Origin of the sequence: Kitasatospora sp. NPDC001309 (assembly GCF_042896295.1) — a bacterium.
In the GTDB taxonomy this organism is placed as follows: Bacteria; Actinomycetota; Actinomycetes; order Streptomycetales; family Streptomycetaceae; genus Kitasatospora.
In genome coordinates this window covers 1-18,324 of the sequence record NZ_JBIAXC010000041.1, presented here as the reverse complement: position 1 = coordinate 18,324, position 18,324 = coordinate 1, and the positions used below count along the sequence as shown (strand labels likewise).

The following is an 18,324-nucleotide window of genomic DNA, read 5'->3' as shown; positions in this document are numbered from 1 at the left end:
TCACCTCTGGGCTTCGGTCAGCATCGGGGCGTCGGTCAGGGAGTGGCCGAGGAGCTCGGCGGTGCGGTCCAGCGGGCCGTCGCTCCCCGGGGCGAGGCCGAGGGCGGCCAGCGCGTCGTGCACGGCGGTGCGCTCGGCGGCCGCCCCGGTGAGGGTGCGGGTGATCACACCGACACCGTCCTCCTCGAAGACCGGGGCGGGCCCGGCCACGGACCCGTCGCGCAGCGGCATCCGGCCGGGCGGCAGCCCCTCGACGTCGAGGGCGGCGGAGGGCACCGGGCCGACGCCGAGCTGCCGGGTCGGGCCGGGGACGTCGATGGTCAGCCCGGTGAGGCAGCCGTCGACCAGGCCGTCCTGGTCGAGCGCCTGGTTCGGGTTCGCCAGCGGCCGGCCCCAGAGCGCCTGCGGCAGGCCCTCGCGGGAGGCGGTGATCTCCCAGCCGGCCTCCTGCCAGCCGTAGCGCCGGCCCTGCTCGTCGAGGATCTCGACGATCTGCTCGCAGACCACGCCGGTGAGCTTCATCGGCCGGATGTCGATCCGGGCGGTGTCGCTGCCCGCGAACAGGTCGCCGTTGAGGGTGATCCTGGACGCGGGCAGGGCGGACTCGACGGCCGTGGTGAAGCCGTCGATCCGGACCAGCTCCGGGGCGGCCGCCGCCTGCCGGGCCGCCGTCTCCGCCTCGGTGACGTCGGGCAGCTCGCCGCCCTGTTTCAGCGCGGCGCGCGAGGGTGCGGGCAGTTGGAGCTGGAACTCCTCCCAGTCGGCGGCCGGCGCGCCCTTGCGGTCGGCGCCGAAGCCGAGGGTGAAGGAGATGAACCAGACCTTGACCTTGGCCCGGCCGCCGATCGGCGGCAGCCACAGCTGGAGGTCGACGCCGACCTCCAGCGAGACCCGGATCCGGACGAAGAGCACCTTGACGGTGGCGGCGACGCCGATGCGCAGGCCGAGCGCGAGGTCGGCGTAGAACGGCTTCCACTGCACCAGGGCGTGCACGTAGGCGGTGAACCAGGCGCGCAGGTTGATGCCGTGCCCGTTGTCGTAGACGGCGGCCAGCTCGCCGCCGATCATGAAGGCGCCGTCGGTCAGCGCGGCGTAGGCCTCGGCCCGGATCGACACCGGGCCGCGCTCCCACAGCCAGCCGATCCGCGGCGGCCTCGGGTAGTGCGCGGGGACGCGGAAGCGCGGGTGGTAGCCGCCCGCGGTGAGCACGAAGCCCTTCGGGACGCCGGGCAGGCTCTTGCCCCACACGTAGAGGGAGATGCCGCCGGTGAGCCTGGCCTGCGGGTCCAGCAGGTAGGAGCCCTCGGCGATGACGGTGTCCATGGAGAAGCGGCCGAGCGCGGAGTCGTAGGCGAAGACGAAGTCGACGACGACCTGGCCGAGCGGCTTGCCGAAGAGGAGCGGTGCGGCCCCGTCGTGCGGTGCGGCCTCCCCGTGCGGGGAGACCTCGCCCCGCCGCGCCGCCGTGCTCCCGGCGCCACGGGTGGGCGGCAGCGCGAGCGAGGTACTGCCCGCCAGGACGGCCTTCCAGCCGGCCGGGCCCCACTCGACCAGGGCCACCGCGCGGGCCTGGATGAACCGGTAGACGGTGAACTCCATGCCGCCGGCCACCCAGTACTGGCCCTGCGCCGGGGTCACCCAGCCGCCCTGCCCGACCAGTCGGTCCAGTGCCTCGGTCGGGGACAGCTTCTCGACCTCGCCGCCCGGCTCGCCGGGCGCGGCGCCGAGCCGCTTGACGAAGGGGAACTCGCTCACCTCGTGGGTGGCGGGCAGCCGGACGGTGCTGTTGACGCCGAAGCCGAGCACGACGCCGGTGAAGGTCACCGGGCCGACCGTGAAGAGCCCGTTGATCCGGTTGCGGCCGGCGACCAGTTCGGCGTAGCCGAAGACCGAGTCCCAGCCGGCCTTGTTGCGCGCCCAACTCCCGGCCAGCTGCAGGACGATGAGGTCCTGGATCTCGATCCGTCCGGCGGCGGCGAAGGCCGGCTCGAACTCCGGGCCCGCGTCGATCCGGGTGAAGGCCCCGGCGATGACCACCCGGGGCGGGCCGGTCCGCTCCAGCGCCAGGCTCGCGCCGCGCAGGGTCGGGGTCAGGGACCAGTCCGTGTCCAGGCCGAAGCCGAGCCCGAGCAGGTCGACGGTGAGCGGGCCGACCGCCATGGTGGCGTCCAGCGCGATCACCAGCCGGCCGTCGACGACGGCGACGCCCAGCCGGTGCAGCCGCACCGGGCCGAGCACGACGCCGAGTTCGCGGGCGGAGCCGTCCTCCTGGGCACGGGCGGCGATGGCACGGGCGGCGATCGGGCCGCGCGCGGTGAGCGCCCGCCCGGGCGGGGAGGTGACCGGCAGGACGAGCGGGTCCTGCGGCTCGCCGCCGATGCTCAGTTCGATCTGGACCGCGACCCCCGGCCGGGCCGCCTCGCCGACGGCGAAGCGGGGCAGGCGGCGTTCGGCGGCGCCGTCCAGCCCGTCCAGCAGGGTGTTGAGGGCGCGGGCCTGCTGGTCGTTCCACCCCTCGGGGGCGGAGGTGACGGCGAGCCCGGGCAGCGCCAGGTCCGAGCCGGGCGGGACGGCGTCGCCGACCAGGGGCAGCCCGGAGGCGCGGGCGTCCAGCCGTACCCGGGCCGCGGCGGTGGTGCGGCGCGGCTTGCCCTGGCCGGAGCCGGGGCGGGTGGCGTACACCCAGCCGGTGTGCTCGGTGGTGGCGGTGAGCAGCACCTGGCCGGTGGCGGAGTCGTAGCGGACGGCCAGGGCGGTGAGCGCCGGCTCCAGGGCCTCGGGCAGTCGGGGCAGGTCGATGCCGAGCGCGGCCACCAGATCGGTCGGGCGGACCCCTTCGGGGGAGGACCAGGTGCCGGTGACGGTGGTGCCGGTGGCGTCCTCGCGGTAGTCGACGGCGAAGACCAGGGTGCGCGGCCCGGCCGTCCGTACACCGGCCGGAGCGTCCTCCTGGCGCAGGTCCTCCCCGAGCAGCTCCTCCCCGCCGTCCGGCTCCTCGGTGCCCGCACCCGGGACGACCACGGTGAGCAGGCCGGTCACCTGCTTCTCGTAGCCGCCACCGGTGGGGCGCCGGGTGAGCACCGTGGTGAGGGTGAGCACGGCGTCGGCCTCGCCGATCGGGAACGCCAGGGCACCGCCCAGCGCGATCTCCTCGCCCGAGCCGTCGAACTCCACCGACAGCGAGAGCAGTTCGAGTTCGTCGAAGAGCGCCGGGACGTCGGCCTCGAACACGCCGAAGAGGTCGGCCGGGGTGAGGCCCGTCGCCTGGCCGAGGAAGCGCCAGACGCCGTCCTGGTGCTCGGCCGACACGCCGACCTGGCCGCCGCCCAGCTGCCAGGCCGTCTCCAGCTCGCCGGTCCAGCCGTCACCGTCGACGGTCAGGGCGAGGTCGAGGTCGGTCAGCGCGACCCGGCCGGGCAGGACCTCCCAGGGGCCCTCCACGGAGAGGTCCAGGCCGAACGCGGGTGCGCCCTTGCCGGCGGTCCCCTCGAAGCGCAGCTCGGAGACGGTGAGTTCGGGCAGGCCGAGGCCCGGGAGGTAGGCGGCGGCCAGCGGGGCGAGCGGCACCGGGGCGAGCAGCCGGGCGACCGCCCGGAAGTCGGGCAACCGGACCTCGGCGTGCGCCTCGGTGTCGCCGGCGAGCGTGAGGGTGCCGCCGAAGAGGCTGCGCACCCGGGGGCGGCCCACGTGGGTCACGGTGAACTCGGCGAACAGCCCGGACACGCCGAGCGCGCCGGGGAACAGGTCGAAGGTGGTGTCGAGCTCGATCCGCACGCCCGCGGAGACGATCGCCGCGGTGATGCCCCGGGCCTGGTCGGCGGGGTGGAAGGTGACGGACAGGCCGCTCATCGCCAGCGGGCCGATCCGGCCGAACTCCTCGGGGATCGCGAAGTCGCCGGCCCCCAGGCCGGGCCCCAGCACCGCCAGGTCGGCCAGGTCGCGCAGCGGGACGTCCGCGAAGTCGCCCGCCAGGCTCCAGGCGCACCCGGCCTGCTCCGGGCAGAACCCGACGGCGTAGCCGCGCTGTCGCGGCCCCGCGCCGGGCAGGGGGAACTCGGCGCCGATGCCGTTGCGCGGGCGGGCGTGGTCGTCGGTCCGGTCGTCGTCGATGGCGGCGGTGGCGTCGAGCAGCAGGTGGAGGGTGTCGAAGCCCACCGTGCGCAGCACCGCCGGATCCAGCTCGCGGTCCAGGTGGCCGGCGGGCACGGTGAAGTCGGGCAGCGAGACGTCGATCTGCAGGCCGGTGACCAGGGCCTCGTCGTCGTCACCGGCCGCCGGGTCGTCAGGGTCCCGGTCGGTGGCGAACCACACCAGGGCGGGCAGCGGTGTGGCGGCGCCGGAGAGCAGCAGCTCGCCCGCGACGCTCAACTCCTCGGTGAGCGCGACGGACCGGGCGAGGTTCAGCGTTCCGGCGCCCAGGTGCCGCTGGAACAGTTCGCCCGCGGTCGGCAGGTCGAGGTCGGCGGCTCCGAGGGTGAAGGCGCCTCCGTCGGACGCCTCGATCCTCGCGCGCAGTGCCGCAACGGACAGCCCCATGGTCAACTCTCCTTACTTGTAGGTGAGCCGGTAGGTGCCCGGGGTGCCGTCCGGGTCGATGGTCAGGTGCCAGTCCCAGCCGCGGGGGTCGGGCTTCTTGCCGGTCGCGGCGTCCTTGACGTTGTTGAGCGTGGTGCACACGCCCGCGACGCCGACCTGGTCCCGGTAGTGGTACGGCCCGGTGCCCTTGATGACGTCGCCGGACTGCCCGTAGTAGGCCACGCGCGGGAGTTCGCCGTCCGCCGGGTTCGGGGTGACGGTGGGCGCGGGCTTGTGCCGGTCGTCGGCGATCCGCTGGAGGTGGCCGAACCCGGGGATCCCGGTGCCGCCGAACTCCCGGGTGCCCGAGCTGACCAACAGGCCGTCGGGGTTGATCAGTCGGACCCAGGGCGCCGTCGAGGAGTAGCTGCTCCCGTGGTGACCGACCTTCAACCAGGAGCCGGCCTCGCGCTTGAGGTCGGGGTCGTCCTTGTACCTGGCCACCAGGTAGTCCTCGGTCTCCTCGCCGGCGTCGGCGGTGAGGATGACCTTCTGCCGTTTCCCGTCCTTGTCGGGGGCTCCCTGGAGCATCAGCACGATGCAGTCGGTGTTCGCCTGGCTCTCCGCGGTCGGCGCGTCCGCCTTGCGCTTGCTGCCTCCCAGCGGCCAGAAGCCGTGCGGGAGGGCCTCCAGGCGGGCCAGGGTGCTGCCGGTGGTCCTGCGCTTCTTGGCGGCGACGCTGGCGGTGGTGCGGGTCTTGGAGACGCTCGCGGAGATCACGTAGAGCTTCGGGGTGGTCGGGCCGTCCGGGAGGCCGTCGAGCGGCAGCAGGAGCGGGGTGGCGGGCATGTCCTGTTCGACCGGCTCGGTGGCGATGGTGTGGGACGAGCCGTCGCGACCGTAGGTGGTCCAGTTCTTGAGCATCAGGTTGAGGCCCTTGCCGTGCCCCAGGATGTCCTTGGTGTAGTCGCCGGGCTTCCCGGTGTACCGGATGTTCCGGATCGTGTAGCGCAGTCGGCGCTTCTTCGTGGCCGTGTCGACCGGCGCGACGAGGTCCTGGACGTAGCGGTAGTGGTCGCGGTCGGGGTGACTGAGGATCAGGTAGTCGATGGTGTTCGGGGTTTTCAGGTTCTTCAGGTAGCCGTCGATCTTCTCGATGACCCGCTCCGACATGGACCCGGCCGTTGCCAGGGGGCCGCCGCCCTTGTGCCCCTGGCGCTTGATGCTCCCGCAGTCGATCAGGACCGAAGCCACGCCCTGGGTGTCCTTGCCGTCGGCGTAGAAGATCAACAGGGTGCAGTCGCCCTGCCCCACATTGAAGAAGACGGCTTCCACGGGCATGGCGAACTCCCTCAGTCCGTACGGCTGATGATCACTGGTCGAGGAGCAGCGCCCATGGTCGCACGTATACATCTTGGCGGAGCCATGACTTCCCGGACTGATCGAAACTCTCCGAGAATTTCGGTGATCCGATCGAAAGCATTCTCTTTCTGACACGGCGCAGACATCCAACCTCGGGCGCACCAGCGGGAGTTGTTGACGAAATCAGGTCCTCACCCGAGTATCCGAGAGTGCTGCCGAACACCTCCCCCTCCGATCCCTCCGACGCGGCCGCAGGACCGCCCGGCCTGCTGCGGGTCGAGTGCGTGCCAAGCCCGGACCCGCTTCCCGTCTCGACACCCAGCAAGACCAAGAACGGCGTCCTCAGCCTCACCTTCTCCAAGCCCGACGGCGCCGCGGACGTCAGATGCCGGTCCATCACCGTCTCCCTCCCGGTGGGGACGACCGCCGCCGACCTCGCCAGCAGCCCCGCCCCCCTCGACGGCAACCAGGACGGGGGCCAGGGGAGTTGGCTGATCGTGCCGCAGCGCGGTGACAAGGCCGTGGTGTTCACGTGCACCCCGGAGGGGCCGGGGAACCAGGTGACCTTCGACGCCACCCGCCGCTTCACCCTCAAGGTCTCGGCGATCCCCGTCGTCCGCACCCCCGGCCACGCCGCCCTCACCATCACCGAGCACACGACCCCCGCCACCAGCGACGATTGGGCCGACCGCACCGTGAGCACCGACCCCGTGGAGAAGCACCTCGAACGCCCGTCGGCCTTCCACTTCCGCGGTTTCGCCGCCGAGAGGCCCCAGATCGTCAACGACGGGAAGGCGACGGTCGTCCTGCGCTGGGAGGGCAGCGAGGCCGGCACCGGCTACTGGCTGGCCTGGGACGACCGCCCCCCGATCGAAGTCTCCGGCGGAAGCCACCCGGTCGGCCCCCTCACCGACACCACCACCTTCGTCCTCGACGCCCGCACCAAGGACGCCCAGGGCAAGGACGTCCACCACTACCTGTCCACCACCGTCACGGTGAAGAACCCCGACATCGCCGCCAAGACCCTCTCCGCCACCGACAAGGTCACCGTGACGGACACCTTCTGGGCGGACAACAAGAACGCCAGGAAGACCTGGGCCCGCAACACCGCCTTCGAGGGGGACGTCACCATGTCCGGCAAGCTGACCGTCGGCGGCGAACTGCAGGCGGACGGGAACGTCACCGTGAAGTCCGACAAGGAGCTGAAAGCCGGCAAGGTGACGGCGGGCGGAGTGATCACGGCGAACGACGGCCTGACCGTCAAGTCGGACAAGACGCTCAAGGCCGCCGCCCTGGCACACCCCACCGCGGGCACCGCGATCAAGGTCAACGACACGCTGCTCTTCCAGGGCACCGCGGGCCTGAGCATCCCCCAGAACGGCGGAGCGATCACCGTCTACGGCGCGCTCACCGCCAAGGCCGGGGCCCAGGCCGGTGAGGGCGAGCTCACCGCCAACGGACCGCTCACCGCCAACAAGACCGTCAAGGTCACCGGCACCCTCACCGCCAACGGCAGCGTCTCCTTCGCCACCGCACTCTTCGGCAGCCCGACGCGGAAGAACTACCCGACGTCGTCCGTCAAGCCGCGCTCGACCAGCAAGTGGACCATGACGGCCGACCGGAACGGCTTCCTGGTGGTCGAGGCCGCCAGCTACGAGTGGTTCAGCGACGACGAGAAGCACGGCCGCAAGCACCGGGTCTACGTCGAAGCCCCCGGGATGACCTACTACTTCGACCTCGTCGCCCACGGCAAGAAGACCCGGCAGAACACCCAGGGAGTCTGGGACAACATGACCGTCCCGCTCGCCCGCAACGCCACCGCCAAGGTCTGGATCGAGGACATCGACGACGTCGCGAACGCGAACGGCAACGTCCAGATGAACATCTGCTGGTACCCCATGGGCGCCGTCTGACCGTCCCCTCCCCACCCGGGGAGGCCGGCCGGTCCGACGCACTGTCGGACCGACCGGCCTCGGCGTCCCCCCGAAGGGGCCGCCCGGCGGCGGCTCAGACCGCGGGGCCGGCCGGCGCGTGCAGGACGGCGGCCAGCACCTTGGGCAGCTCGCCGGCGGAGTCGGCGGTCCGGGCGCGCCAGGCGACGTGTCCGTCCGGGCGGACCAGGACGCCGCCGTCGGCGTCGACCTCGCGCAGCCGGTCCCAGGCCCCGTACGGGTCGCGCAGGCCCTCGGCGGAGCCGATCGTCCGGACCGTCACGGGCACCCCGGTGAGTCGGGCGGCCTCGCGGGCGGCATCGTGCCAGCGGTCGCCGCCGCGGCCGGTGAGCAGGACGAAGCGGCCCCGCCCGACCACGTCCAGGGTGGAGCGGCGGCGGCCGCCGTCCTCCAGCCAGGCGTGCGGCAGACGTGCGCCGGGCCAGGTGGTGGGCTGGTAGTACAGCTCGGGGTCCCGGTCGCCGACCGGCTCGGGCGTGCCGTCGTCGACCCGGGCACCGCTGCGGTAGCGGTAGCCGATCTCGACGCCGTGCGCGTTGACCTGGTAGTTGATCCGGTCGGTCGCGGCGGCCAGGGCGGCCCGCCGGGCGGCGGCCTCCTCCGTGTCGTCGGCGAGGCCGCGCAGCAGCTCCCACTGCTCGGCGGCGTCCTGCCCGGCGGTGAAGCCCAGCGCGGCCGGGATGCCGAGGAAGTCCAGCATGCTGCGCACCGCCCGGTCGACGATCTGTCCGCCCACCGGCAGCCGCTCGGCCTGGTAGGTGTCCAGCAGCGCGGGCGAGGCCGAGCCGTCGAGCACCAGCTTCAGCTTCCAGCAGAGGTTGAAGGAGTCCGCGACCGCCGAGTTCAGCCCGAGGCCGTTGGTCGGCGGCATCTGGTGCACCGCGTCGCCGACGCAGAACACCCGGCCGTTCGCGTAGCGGGGGGCGACGACCGCGTTGACCTCCCACGGCGAGACGTTCTTGATCCGGACCTCGACGGACGGGTCGCCGATGCTCTCCCGGATGTGCGCGAGGATCTCCTCGTGGTCGTCGCGGTCGAACTCCGCGCCGTGGTCGAGGAAGCGCAGGTAGACCCACTCGTTCCAGGGGCGGATGCTGACGAACACCCGGCCGTCCTCCGGCGGGTTGCCGGGCACGGCGCCCATGTAGAGGATGGCCGGGCGGTCCTCGCAGTACTGCGAGAGGTCCGCCTCGAACCAGACCGAGGCGACCTTGGCCAGCCCGGTGGCACCCTCCACGGTGAGTCCGGCCTGCTCCATCACCCGGCTCTTCGCGCCGTCGGCGCCGATCACGTAGTCGGCGCGCACGGTGTACTCCAGGCCGGACTGCCGGTCGGCGACCACGGCCGTGACCCCGTCCTCGTCCTGCTCCATGCGCAGGAACTCGTGACCGAAGCGGAGCTCGCCGACCGCGGCCTGCCGGACCCGCTCGACCAGCAGCGGCTCCAGCCGGTGCTGCGCGAGGTTGCACATCGTGCTCGGACTGGCCGCCAGGTAGTCGCCGATGCGGTCCGGGCCGTTGCCGTAGGCGTCCAGCCGGCTCACCTCGGGTCCGGCGAACGTCGACATGAAGACGTGGTTGGCCAGCAGCGGGCTCGGGGTCGCCTCGGCCGTCACCTGGTCCTCGGCGCCGAGATCGCGCAGGATCTCCCCGGTGCGCTGGTTCAGCAGGTGCGCGCGGGGGGTGTGGGCCGTGCCCGGGTACTTGCCGACCACCAGGTGCGCGACGCCGTAGCGCGAGAGCGCCAGCGAGGCGGTCAGGCCGGCCGGGCCGGCGCCGACGATCAGTACCGGGACCCGGACGTCGGGGGCGGTGGTGAGGGTCACTGGGCAGCCTTCCGTGCGTAGCCGGCGTAGATCACCGACGTGTCCTTGTGCACGCCGAGCTGGAACTGCCGCCCCAGCTCGCCGTACGTGATCTCGCCCCGGGCCCGGCGGCGCATCGCCTTCAGCAGCTCGAACTGCGGCCGGGTGGAGGCGAATCCGACGAGGTCCTGATTGGTCAGGTCGTGCGCGCGGAACACCGCGTGGAGCTCGGCCGGCTTGATGAAGCTCTTCCAGTCGTGCAGGTCCTTGGGCGCGAAGCTGACGGACTTCCAGTCCTGCGCCATCTTGATCATCGCCAGCTTGGACCGGAACGTCCGGTTGATGGTGTCGTAGAGGTAGTGGCCGCCGGGCTTGAGCACCCGTACGGCCTCGCCCACCGCCCGGTCCACGGAGGTGACGTGCTCCAGGGTGTCGCAGCAGTACACCAGGTCGAACGTGCCGTCGGCGAAGGGGAGTTCCTCGGCGAAGCCCTGCTGGTAGGTGATCTCCAGCCCGGACTGCCGGGCGTGCTCGCCGGCGGCCTCCAGGGACGGGCCGGACGGGTCCACGCCGGTGACCCGGCACCCGGCGCCGGCGAAGAGCTCGGCCAGCAGACCGCCGCCGCAGCCCACGTCGAGGACCTTGAGGCCCTTGAGGTCCAGCCTCAGCCGCTGGGTGAGGACCTCCTGGAAGTAGGCGAACCGGGCCGGGGTGAAGGCCTCCAGCGTCGCGAACGGCTGGTCGTCGTGCCACCAGGAGTGGGTGTTGTAGACGTCGTTGTCGACGGGCATGGTGCGACTCCTCAGGAGAGCTTGATGGTCGGGCGGTAGAGGTCGAGCCAGACGGCCAGGTCGAGGACCCGTTCGAACGCCTCGCGCTCGTCCCGGTCGACGGCCTCGGGCCGGGCGCCCGCGGCCGCCGCGAGCGCGGCCCGGTCGAAGAACTCGACCGCCTCGTGGCCGCCCGACAGCAGTTCGCCGACCTGCTGCTGCAACTGCCCCACGTAGGCGAGCTGCTGGGTGTGCGGGTAGAGGGCCTTCACCCGCTCCACCACCGACGCGGGGAGCACGTCCCGCACCGCCGCGCGCAGCAGGCTCTTCTCCCGCCCGTCGAAGGTCTTCATCGCCCACGGGGTGTTGTAGACGTACTCCACCAGGCGGTGGTCGCAGAACGGCACGCGCACCTCCAGGCCCACCGCCATGCTCATCCGGTCCTTGCGGTCCAGGAGCAGGCCCAGCAGGCTGGTCAGGTGCACGTGGCAGAACTCGCGCATCCGCCGCTCGTGCGCGTCCTCGCCCTCCAGCACCGGGATGGCGGCGACCGAGTCGCTCCAGCGCTGCGCCCAGTAGCCGGGGACGTCGAGGGTCCCCAGCAGCAGCCCGGCGTCGATCAGCTTGGTGGGGTGCTTCCGCGGACCGAGGCCGGAGGCGGTCACCCACGGGAACATCGCGGTCTGCTGGACCGCCGGCAGGTGGAACCACGGGTAGCCGCCGAAGATCTCGTCGGCCGACTCCCCGGAGAGGGCGACCGTCGAGTGCCGGCGGATCGCCTTGAACAGCAGGTACAGCGAGTTGTCCGCCTCGCCGAAGCCGAACGGCAGGTCGCGGGCGGTCACGGTGGCCCGGCGCACCTCGGGATCGGCCAGTTCGAGGTGGTCGAGCCGGATGTCGTGGTGCTGCGCGCCGACGTGCTCGACCACCGCGCGGGCGAACGGCGCGTCCGCCGAGCCGCGCAGGTCGTCGGGGCGGAATTCGTCCGGCTGCTCGAAGTCGACGGTGAAGGTCCGCACCCGCTCGCCCCCGTCCGCCAGGCGGCGGGCGGCCAGGGCGGTGAGGGCGCTGGAGTCGAGGCCGCCGGAGAGCAGCACGCACTGCGGCACGTCGGCGACCAGCTGCCGGGCCACGCTGTCCTCCAGCAGCTCCCGGACGCGCCGGACGGTGGCCTCGGTGTCGTCCCGGTGCTCGGTGACCTCCAGCCGCCAGTACACGTGCTCGCGCAGGCCCGAGCGGTCGACGGTCACCATGGCGCCCGGCTTGACCTCGTGCATGCCCGTCCAGACCGCGCGGCCGGGGGCCTTGACGAACCCGAACAGCTCGCGGAAGCCGTCGGCGTCCACCACGGGCTCCACCGCCGGGTGGGCGAGCAGGGCCTTCGCCTCGGACCCGAACAGCACGCCGTCGGCGGTCGGGTAGTAGTAGAGCGGCTTGATGCCCAGGCGGTCGCGCAGCAGCACCAGCTTCTCGACACGGCCGTCCCAGATGCCCAGCGCGTACATGCCGTTGAGCCGGTCGGCGATCCCCTGCCCCCACTCCAGGTAGCCGCGCAGCACGACCTCGGTGTCACTGGAGGTGCGGAACTCGTGCCCCCGGCGGCGGAGTTCGTCCCGGAGCTCGGTGAAGTTGTACGCCTCGCCGCTGTACGTCATGGCGACCGGGCCGTCCGGCGTCTCGACGACCATCGGCTGCGCGCCGCCGGTCAGGTCGATGACGGCGAGCCGGCGGTGGCCCAGCGCGGCGTGCCGGGACAGCCAGGTGCCGGCGGCGTCCGGACCGCGGCAGGCCATGGTGTCGGTCATGGCGGTCAGGGCGGGGAGTTCACGTTCGAGGTCGTGCTGGAAGGAGATCCAGCCGGCGATCCCGCACATTCGGTTCTTCTTTCGTTCGGGGGCGGGGGTTGGGGCCGGGTGCTCAGCGGTGCGCGGCGCCGTGCCGGGAGGCCATGTAGGCGGGCAGGCCGTCGATGTGCGAGCGGCCGGTGGGGGCGAAGAAGAACCGGTCCAGCGGGCCCTGGAGGAACGACCACGGGCGGTTCAGCTCGGCCGCCCAGCGCCAGCCGAACCGGGCGCCGTTCTCGGTGGGTTCGACCACGTAGTCCTCCACCAGGTGACGGAAGATCGGGCGGGTCGCCTCGGTCGCGCTGAAGGTCTTGCGGGTGCCCTCCTCCCAGCGGAAGAAGCGCTCGCGGAGGGTGAAGTCACCGTCCATCTCGATCTCGCGGGTGGTGCCGACGCCGAACGGCCGGGGCGAGGTCCAGGTGAGCCGCCGCATGCCCTTCGTCCAGCTGGACACGCCGTCGCCGGTCAGGGCCGCCCAGGTCTCCTCCGCGGAGAACGGCACCTCGACCGAACGGGCGTGGTAGAGCGGGGCCGTGGCGAACAGCGAGTCGTCGGCCTCCTCGATCGGGTACCAGCGTGTCGACATGGTGTCGGGTCCTTCCGGGAACGGGGCGGTGGGGCGGGGAGGAGCGGTGAGGAGCGGTGAGGACGGGGCCGGGGCTCACGCCTCAGGCCTTGCGGGCCCGGAACAGGCCGACGGAGCCGCGCACGACGAGGTCGAAGTCGTCGAAGGACTGCTTGAGCTGGTCGCGCAGGTCCTCCAGGTCGTCCTGGTCGTTGTGGAAGACGCCCTTCGCGTTGAGGTTGTTCATCAGCCAGCGGCCGGCCCCGGTGACCGGGACCCCCGACGACAGCACGGTGCTGCCGAAGACCGTGCCGCCGGGCTTCACGGCCGCGGCCGCGTGGCGGATGGCCACGCCCTTCTCGCGCAGGCTGCCGGGGATGCAGTGCAGCAGGAAGCTCAGGGCGGCCGAGTCCTGGCTCTCGGCGGGCACCGGCAGCGGCTCCAGGGCGTTGGCGACCACCTTGGTGGTCCGGTAGTGCGCGAGCCGCTCGGCGGTGAAGTCGAGCGTGCTGGGGTTGAGGTCGGCCAGCGTGATGTGCGGGTTCGACACCGGGAACCGGGAGTGCGCCAGCAGGTACCCGGTGCCGACGCCGATCTCCAGGTGCTTCGCACCGAGGCAGGTGTCGTACATCTGCTGGAAGTTCCGCGGCGAGCACCGCCAGAACAGCGGCGCGCTGCCGCGGAAGACGACCAGGTCGTAGAAGGTCAGCGCGCGGCGGTGGTAGGGGGCCTGGCCGTCGTGGACCGCCTGGTCCAGGGAGGTGGGCCGGTTGCCGTTGTCAGTGCTCATGTTCTGCTCACCCTCGTCAGGAGTCGGACATCGTGGTGGTCGGGCCGGCCGTGCCGGTCGTGGTGGTCAGGCGACCGGCTCGGCGAGCCGGTCGAGGACCGCGCGCACGGTGGTGGGGCTGTGCTCGCCGGTCATCGTGAAGTGGTCGCCCGGAACCTCTGCCCCGGTGTGCGGGACCGGCCAGGAGGCCTGCCAGTCGGCGGCCGGGAAGCCGGGCAGCGGCCGGGCGGCGCGCAGGTGGAGCGTGGGCGTGGCCAGGGGCCGGGGCCGCCAGGCCTCGAAGAGCTGGGCGTAGCCGCCCATCGCGGTGAGGCAGACGTCGTCCAGCAGGGCGTCGGCGGGAATCCGACCGTCCGTCAACTGGGCGGCGATCTCCGCCTGGACGAGGGGAAGTATGGCACTGCCGGGCCGGTAGCTGTCCAGCAGGACGACCGACACCGGGAGGGCGCCGAGGTCCTCCAGGCGCTCCGCCACGGCGTGCGCGATCCAGCCGCCGGCGGAGTGGCCGAGCAGCGCGAACTGCTGCCCGGCGGCGAGCCGTTCGACGTCCTCGGCGTGCAGGCGCACCAGCGCGTCGAGATCGGCCGGGAGCCGCTCGCCCGCGGCGAAGCCGGGGGCCGGCAGCGCCCACAGCTCGTGCCGGCCGCCCACGGCGGCGGCGAGCCGCGCGTACTGGTGGGCGCCGGACCTGCTCGCGAACGACGGGAAGCAGAACAGGCGGGGGGCCGCCGGACCCTGGGTGAGGCGAACGGGAGCCGGCCGGCCGGACGGGTCGGGCGGGGAGTCGAAGGTGTCGCGGAACCGCGCGGCGGCGGACAGGAGTGCGTTGAACTCCGCGAACCGGCCCAGCTCCGCCGCCCGTGGCGCGAGCGAGGCCAGCAGCCCGCCGGGCGGACCGGCCGACGGCACCGGGGCGGCGTCCAACCGGTCCAGCAGGTGGGCGGCGAGGGCGTCGAGCGTGGAGTGCTCGAACACCGCCGTGGCGGACAGCTCCAGGCCGGTGGCCGCCTGGAGGGCGGCGCTCAGCTCGGTCGCGGCGAGGGAGTCGAGTCCCAGCTCGGGCAGGCTCAGAGCGGTCTCCACGTCCTCGGTCGAGCTGTGCCCGAGCGCGGCGGCCACCTCGGCGGCCACCAACTCCCTGAGGAACGGGCCGCGTTCGGCCGGATCGAGGGAGGACAGTCGTTCGGGCGACCGGGGGCCGGCGTTCTCCTCGGGCGTTCGGGGGTCACCCGGCGCGGTGGCCGGTGGTTCGGTGGCCGGTGGTTCAGTGGCGGGACCGGCCGTCCGGGAGGCCGGTACGACGCCCTCCGGCCAGAACCGGCGCCGCTGGAACGCGTACGTGGGCAGGGCGACCCGGTCGTCTCCACCGGAGTCGGCGAGAACGGCCTCCCAGGCCACCGGGACGCCACGGACGTGGACACCGGCCAGCGCGGTCAGCGCGCTGTCCACCTCCGGCCGGCCGCTCCGCAGCAGCGGCACCGCCGCCGGGGCCGGGCTCCGGTCGGCCAGCGCGTCCCGCACCAGGGCGGACAGCACGCCGCCGGGGCCGAGTTCGAGGAAGGTGGTCACGCCGTCCGCAGCCATCCGGCGCACGCCGTCGTGGAAGCGCACCGCCTCCCGGATGTGCCGGACCCAGTACTCCGGTGCGCACACCTGCTCGGCTGTCGCCTGCTCGCCGGTCAGGTTCGACAGCAGCCGGATCCGCGGTGGCCGGTACGCGAGCCCGCTCGCCGCCTCGTGGAACCGGTCCAGCACGCCGTCCATCAGCGGCGAGTGGAACGCCCGGGTGACCCGGAGGCGCTTCGTCCGGCGACCACGCGCGGCGAGGACGGCCGCGACCTCCTCGACCGCCTCGGCCAGGCCGGAGAGCACGACGGCGCGCGGCCCGTTGACGGCCGCGATGCCGACCCGGCCCTCCCCGCCCGCCAGCAGCGGCAGCACCTCGTCCTCCGACGCCTCGACGGCCACCATCGCGCCGCCCTCCGGCGAGTCCTGCATCAGCCTGCCGCGGGCGGCGACCAGGCGGCAGGCGTCCTCCTGCGTCAGCACGCCGGCCGCGCAGGCCGCCGCCAGTTCGCCGACGGAGTGGCCGCCGACGTAGTCGGGCGTCACACCCCAGGACAGCAGCAGGCGGAACGCCGCCAGGCCGACGGCGAAGAGCCCGGCCTGGGTGAACACGGTCTCGTCGAGCAAGGCGGCCTCGGCGCTGCCCTCCGGGGCGAACAGGACGTCGCGCAGCGCGGGACGCCCGGGCGCGGCCAGGTGCCGGTCCAGTTCCGCGCACACCTCGTCCAGTGCCCGCGCGAAGACCGGATGGGCCTGGTGGAGGCCCCGGCCCATGCCGGGTCGCTGGCTGCCCTGGCCCGGGAACAGGAAGCCGACCCGGCCGGGCACCGCGGTGCCCCGGAGCAGTCCGGGGGCGGTGTCGCCCGCGGCCAGCGTGGCCAGCCCGGCCCGCAGCTCGCCGAGGTCGCGGCCGAGCACGACCGCCCGGTGCGGCAGGGCGGCCCTGGACAGCGCCAGTGAGCGCCCGACGGCGGCGGGGGAGGGCCAGTCGGCGAGGTGGTCCCGGAGGCGCTCCGCCTGGCCGCGCAGGGCGGCCGCGCTGCGGGCCGAGACCGGCCAGGCGACGAGCGGCGCAGGCGCGGGAGGTGCGGGTTCGGCCGGCGCCCCGTGCTCCGTCGGGGCCTGCGGCGCGTCGCCCCCGGACACGTTGGCCGGGCGCGGCTGTCCGGGCACCGCCGGGGCCTGTTCGAGGACCACGTGGGCGTTGGTGCCGCTGATGCCGAAGGCGGACACGCCCGCGCGCCGGGCACGGCCCCCCTCCGGCCAGGCCACCGGCTCGGTGAGCAGGGCGACCGCGCCGGAGGACCAGTCCACGTGCGGGGTGGGGGCGTCGGTGTGCAGCGTGGGCGGCAGGACGCCGTGCTCCATCGCCTTCACCATCTTGATCACACCCGCCATGCCGGCGGCCGCCGCGGTGTGCCCGATGTTGGACTTCACCGAGCCCAGCCACAGCGGCCGTTCCGCCGACCGGTCCCGCCCGTACGTCGCGAGCAGGGCCTCGGCCTCGATCGGGTCCCCGAGCGGAGTGCCCGTCCCGTGCGCCTCGACCGCGTCCACCTCGTCCGGTGCCAGCCCGGCACTGGCCAGGGCCTGCCGGATCACCCGCTGCTGGGAGGGGCCGTTGGGCGCGGACAGGCCGTTGCTCGCACCGTCCTGGTTGGTCGCCGAGCCGCGGATCACGGCCAGCACCGGATGCCCGTTGCGGCGGGCATCGGACAGCCGTTCCAGCAGCAGCACACCCGCACCCTCGCCCCACGCGGTGCCGTCGGCCGCGGCGGCGAACGGCTTGCACCGGCCGTCCGGGGCCAACCCGCGCTGCCGGCTGAAGCCGATGAACGCCTGCGGAGTGGACAGCACCGTGACGGCCCCCGCGAGCGCGAGCGTGCTCTCGCCGGCGCGCAGCGAGCGGCAGGCCAGGTGCAGGGCGACCAGGGAGGAGGAGCACGCGGTGTCCACCGTCAGGGCCGGACCCTCCAGCCCGTAGGTGTAGGCGAGCCGACCGGAGATGACGCTCGCCGCGTTGCCGGTCAGCAGGTAGCCCTCCAGGCCGTCCGCGGACTCCTGGGCCAGCAGGTGGTAGTCCTGGCCGCTACTGCCGGCGAAGACGCCGGTCCGGCTGCCGCGCAGGGACTCCGGGTCGATCCCGGCGCGCTCGAAGGCCTCCCAGGAGGTCTCCAGCAGCAGCCGCTGCTGCGGGTCCATGGCGAGCGCCTCGCGCGGGCCGATGCCGAAGAAGGCGGCGTCGAAGCGGTCGGCGTCATGGAGGAAGCCGCCCTCGCGGGTGTAGGTGCGGCCGGGGCGGTCCGGGTCCGGGTCGTAGAGGTTGTCGAGGTCCCAGCCCCGGTTGCCCGGGAACGGCGTGATCGCGTCGCGGCCGTCCGCGACCAGCCGCCACAGGTCCTCGGGGCTGCGCACCTCGCCCGGGTAGCGGCAGGCCATGGCCACGATCGCGATGGGCTCCTCGTCGTCACCGGCCCTCGTGGGAACGGGCGGCGCCTCGTCGGCCGGGGCCTCGGTGCCCGCGAGCCGGCCGAGCAGGTGGCGGCCCAGGGCCTCGGGCGTCGGATGGTCGAAGGCGACGGCCGCCGGGAGCCGGAGACCGGTGACGGCGATCAGCCGGTTGCGCAGCTCGACCGCGGTGAGCGAGACGAACCCCAGCTCGTGGAACGAGCGCCCCGGCGGGATCGGACCGGTGAGGCCGAGGACGGCGGTCGCGTGGGACTCCACCAGGTCCAACAGCAGGCGCTCGCGGTCGGGCTCGGCCAGTTCGGCGAGGCGACGGCGCAGCTGCGCCCCGGCCGAACCCGCGGTGCCTTCGTCCGGCTCGGCGGTCGGCGTGGCCGTCCCGACGGTGTCCACCCAGTAACGGCTGCGTTGGAAGGGGTAGGTGGGGAGGTCGGGGTGGGTGCCGGGGGTGAGGTAGGGGGTCCAGTCGACGGGGTGGCCGTGGGTGTGGAGGTGGGCGGCGGAGGTGAGGAGTCGGGTCCAGGTTCCTTCGTTGCGGCGGAGGGTGCCGGTGATGAGGGTGGGGGTTGTGGTGTCGAGGGTTTCCTCGATGGCGGGGGTGAGGACGGGGTGGGGGCTGATTTCGAGGTAGGTGGTGTGGCCGTCGGTGAGGGCGGAGTTGAGGGCGTCGGTGAGGAGGACGGGTTGGCG

Annotated in this window: 9 protein-coding genes; 1 reads left to right on the top strand and 8 read right to left on the bottom strand. The window is 73.4% G+C overall.

The genetic code is table 11. From position 1 onward, the window contains the following. Positions 1-4,536 (bottom strand): DUF6603 domain-containing protein, encoded by a 4,536-nt coding sequence (locus ACFY2K_RS32405; RefSeq protein ID WP_387716225.1) that lies wholly within the window; start codon positions 4,534-4,536, stop codon positions 1-3. Positions 4,537-4,548: 12 nt separating this feature from the next. Then, positions 4,549-5,856: a ComEC/Rec2 family competence protein gene (locus ACFY2K_RS32400; RefSeq protein ID WP_380525763.1), complete on the bottom strand. Its 1,308-nt coding sequence runs from the start codon at positions 5,854-5,856 to the stop codon at positions 4,549-4,551. A gap of 230 nt (positions 5,857-6,086) precedes the next feature. On the opposite strand from ACFY2K_RS32400, the gene ACFY2K_RS32395 reads away from it, so the two are divergent. Next, positions 6,087-7,790, top strand: a complete 1,704-nt coding sequence (locus ACFY2K_RS32395; RefSeq protein WP_387716223.1) for a hypothetical protein — start codon at positions 6,087-6,089, stop codon at positions 7,788-7,790. Between the two features lie 94 nt (positions 7,791-7,884). On the opposite strand, the gene ACFY2K_RS32390 is transcribed toward ACFY2K_RS32395, so the two are convergent. The 6 genes from ACFY2K_RS32390 to ACFY2K_RS32365 all read right to left on the bottom strand — a co-directional run. Next, positions 7,885-9,654, bottom strand: a complete 1,770-nt coding sequence (locus ACFY2K_RS32390) for an FAD-dependent monooxygenase (RefSeq protein ID WP_380525767.1) — start codon at positions 9,652-9,654, stop codon at positions 7,885-7,887. Beyond that, entirely contained in the window at positions 9,651-10,424 is a 774-nt protein-coding gene (ubiG, locus tag ACFY2K_RS32385) for a bifunctional 2-polyprenyl-6-hydroxyphenol methylase/3-demethylubiquinol 3-O-methyltransferase UbiG (RefSeq protein WP_375894649.1), read from the bottom strand. The genes ACFY2K_RS32390 and ubiG overlap by 4 nt, the downstream gene beginning before the upstream one ends. Positions 10,425-10,435: 11 nt before the next feature. Next, positions 10,436-12,277, bottom strand: coding sequence for an asparagine synthase (glutamine-hydrolyzing) (gene asnB, locus ACFY2K_RS32380; RefSeq protein ID WP_380525769.1), 1,842 nt, complete (start codon positions 12,275-12,277; stop codon positions 10,436-10,438). Between the two features lie 43 nt (positions 12,278-12,320). Continuing rightward, positions 12,321-12,833: an SRPBCC family protein gene (locus tag ACFY2K_RS32375; protein ID WP_375894654.1), complete on the bottom strand. Its 513-nt coding sequence runs from the start codon at positions 12,831-12,833 to the stop codon at positions 12,321-12,323. An 82-nt stretch (positions 12,834-12,915) separates the two neighbouring features. Beyond that, positions 12,916-13,602, bottom strand: a complete 687-nt coding sequence (locus tag ACFY2K_RS32370; protein ID WP_375894657.1) for a class I SAM-dependent methyltransferase — start codon at positions 13,600-13,602, stop codon at positions 12,916-12,918. 66 nt (positions 13,603-13,668) lie between these two features. Beyond that, a partial coding sequence (locus tag ACFY2K_RS32365; protein WP_387716219.1) for a beta-ketoacyl synthase N-terminal-like domain-containing protein occupies positions 13,669-18,324 on the bottom strand: 4,656 nt, incomplete at its 5' end.

Excerpts from the sequence above, each read along its gene's own strand:
- asnB (WP_380525769.1), bottom strand. The coding sequence starts at position 12,277 with ATGTGCGGGATCGCCGGCTGGATCTCCTTCCAGCACGACCTCGAACGT.
- ACFY2K_RS32405 (WP_387716225.1), bottom strand. The coding sequence starts at position 4,536 with ATGGGGCTGTCCGTTGCGGCACTGCGCGCGAGGATCGAGGCGTCCGAC.
- ACFY2K_RS32370 (WP_375894657.1), bottom strand. The coding sequence starts at position 13,602 with ATGAGCACTGACAACGGCAACCGGCCCACCTCCCTGGACCAGGCGGTC.
- ubiG (WP_375894649.1), bottom strand. The coding sequence starts at position 10,424 with ATGCCCGTCGACAACGACGTCTACAACACCCACTCCTGGTGGCACGAC.
- ACFY2K_RS32375 (WP_375894654.1), bottom strand. The coding sequence starts at position 12,833 with ATGTCGACACGCTGGTACCCGATCGAGGAGGCCGACGACTCGCTGTTC.
- ACFY2K_RS32400 (WP_380525763.1), bottom strand. The coding sequence starts at position 5,856 with ATGCCCGTGGAAGCCGTCTTCTTCAATGTGGGGCAGGGCGACTGCACC.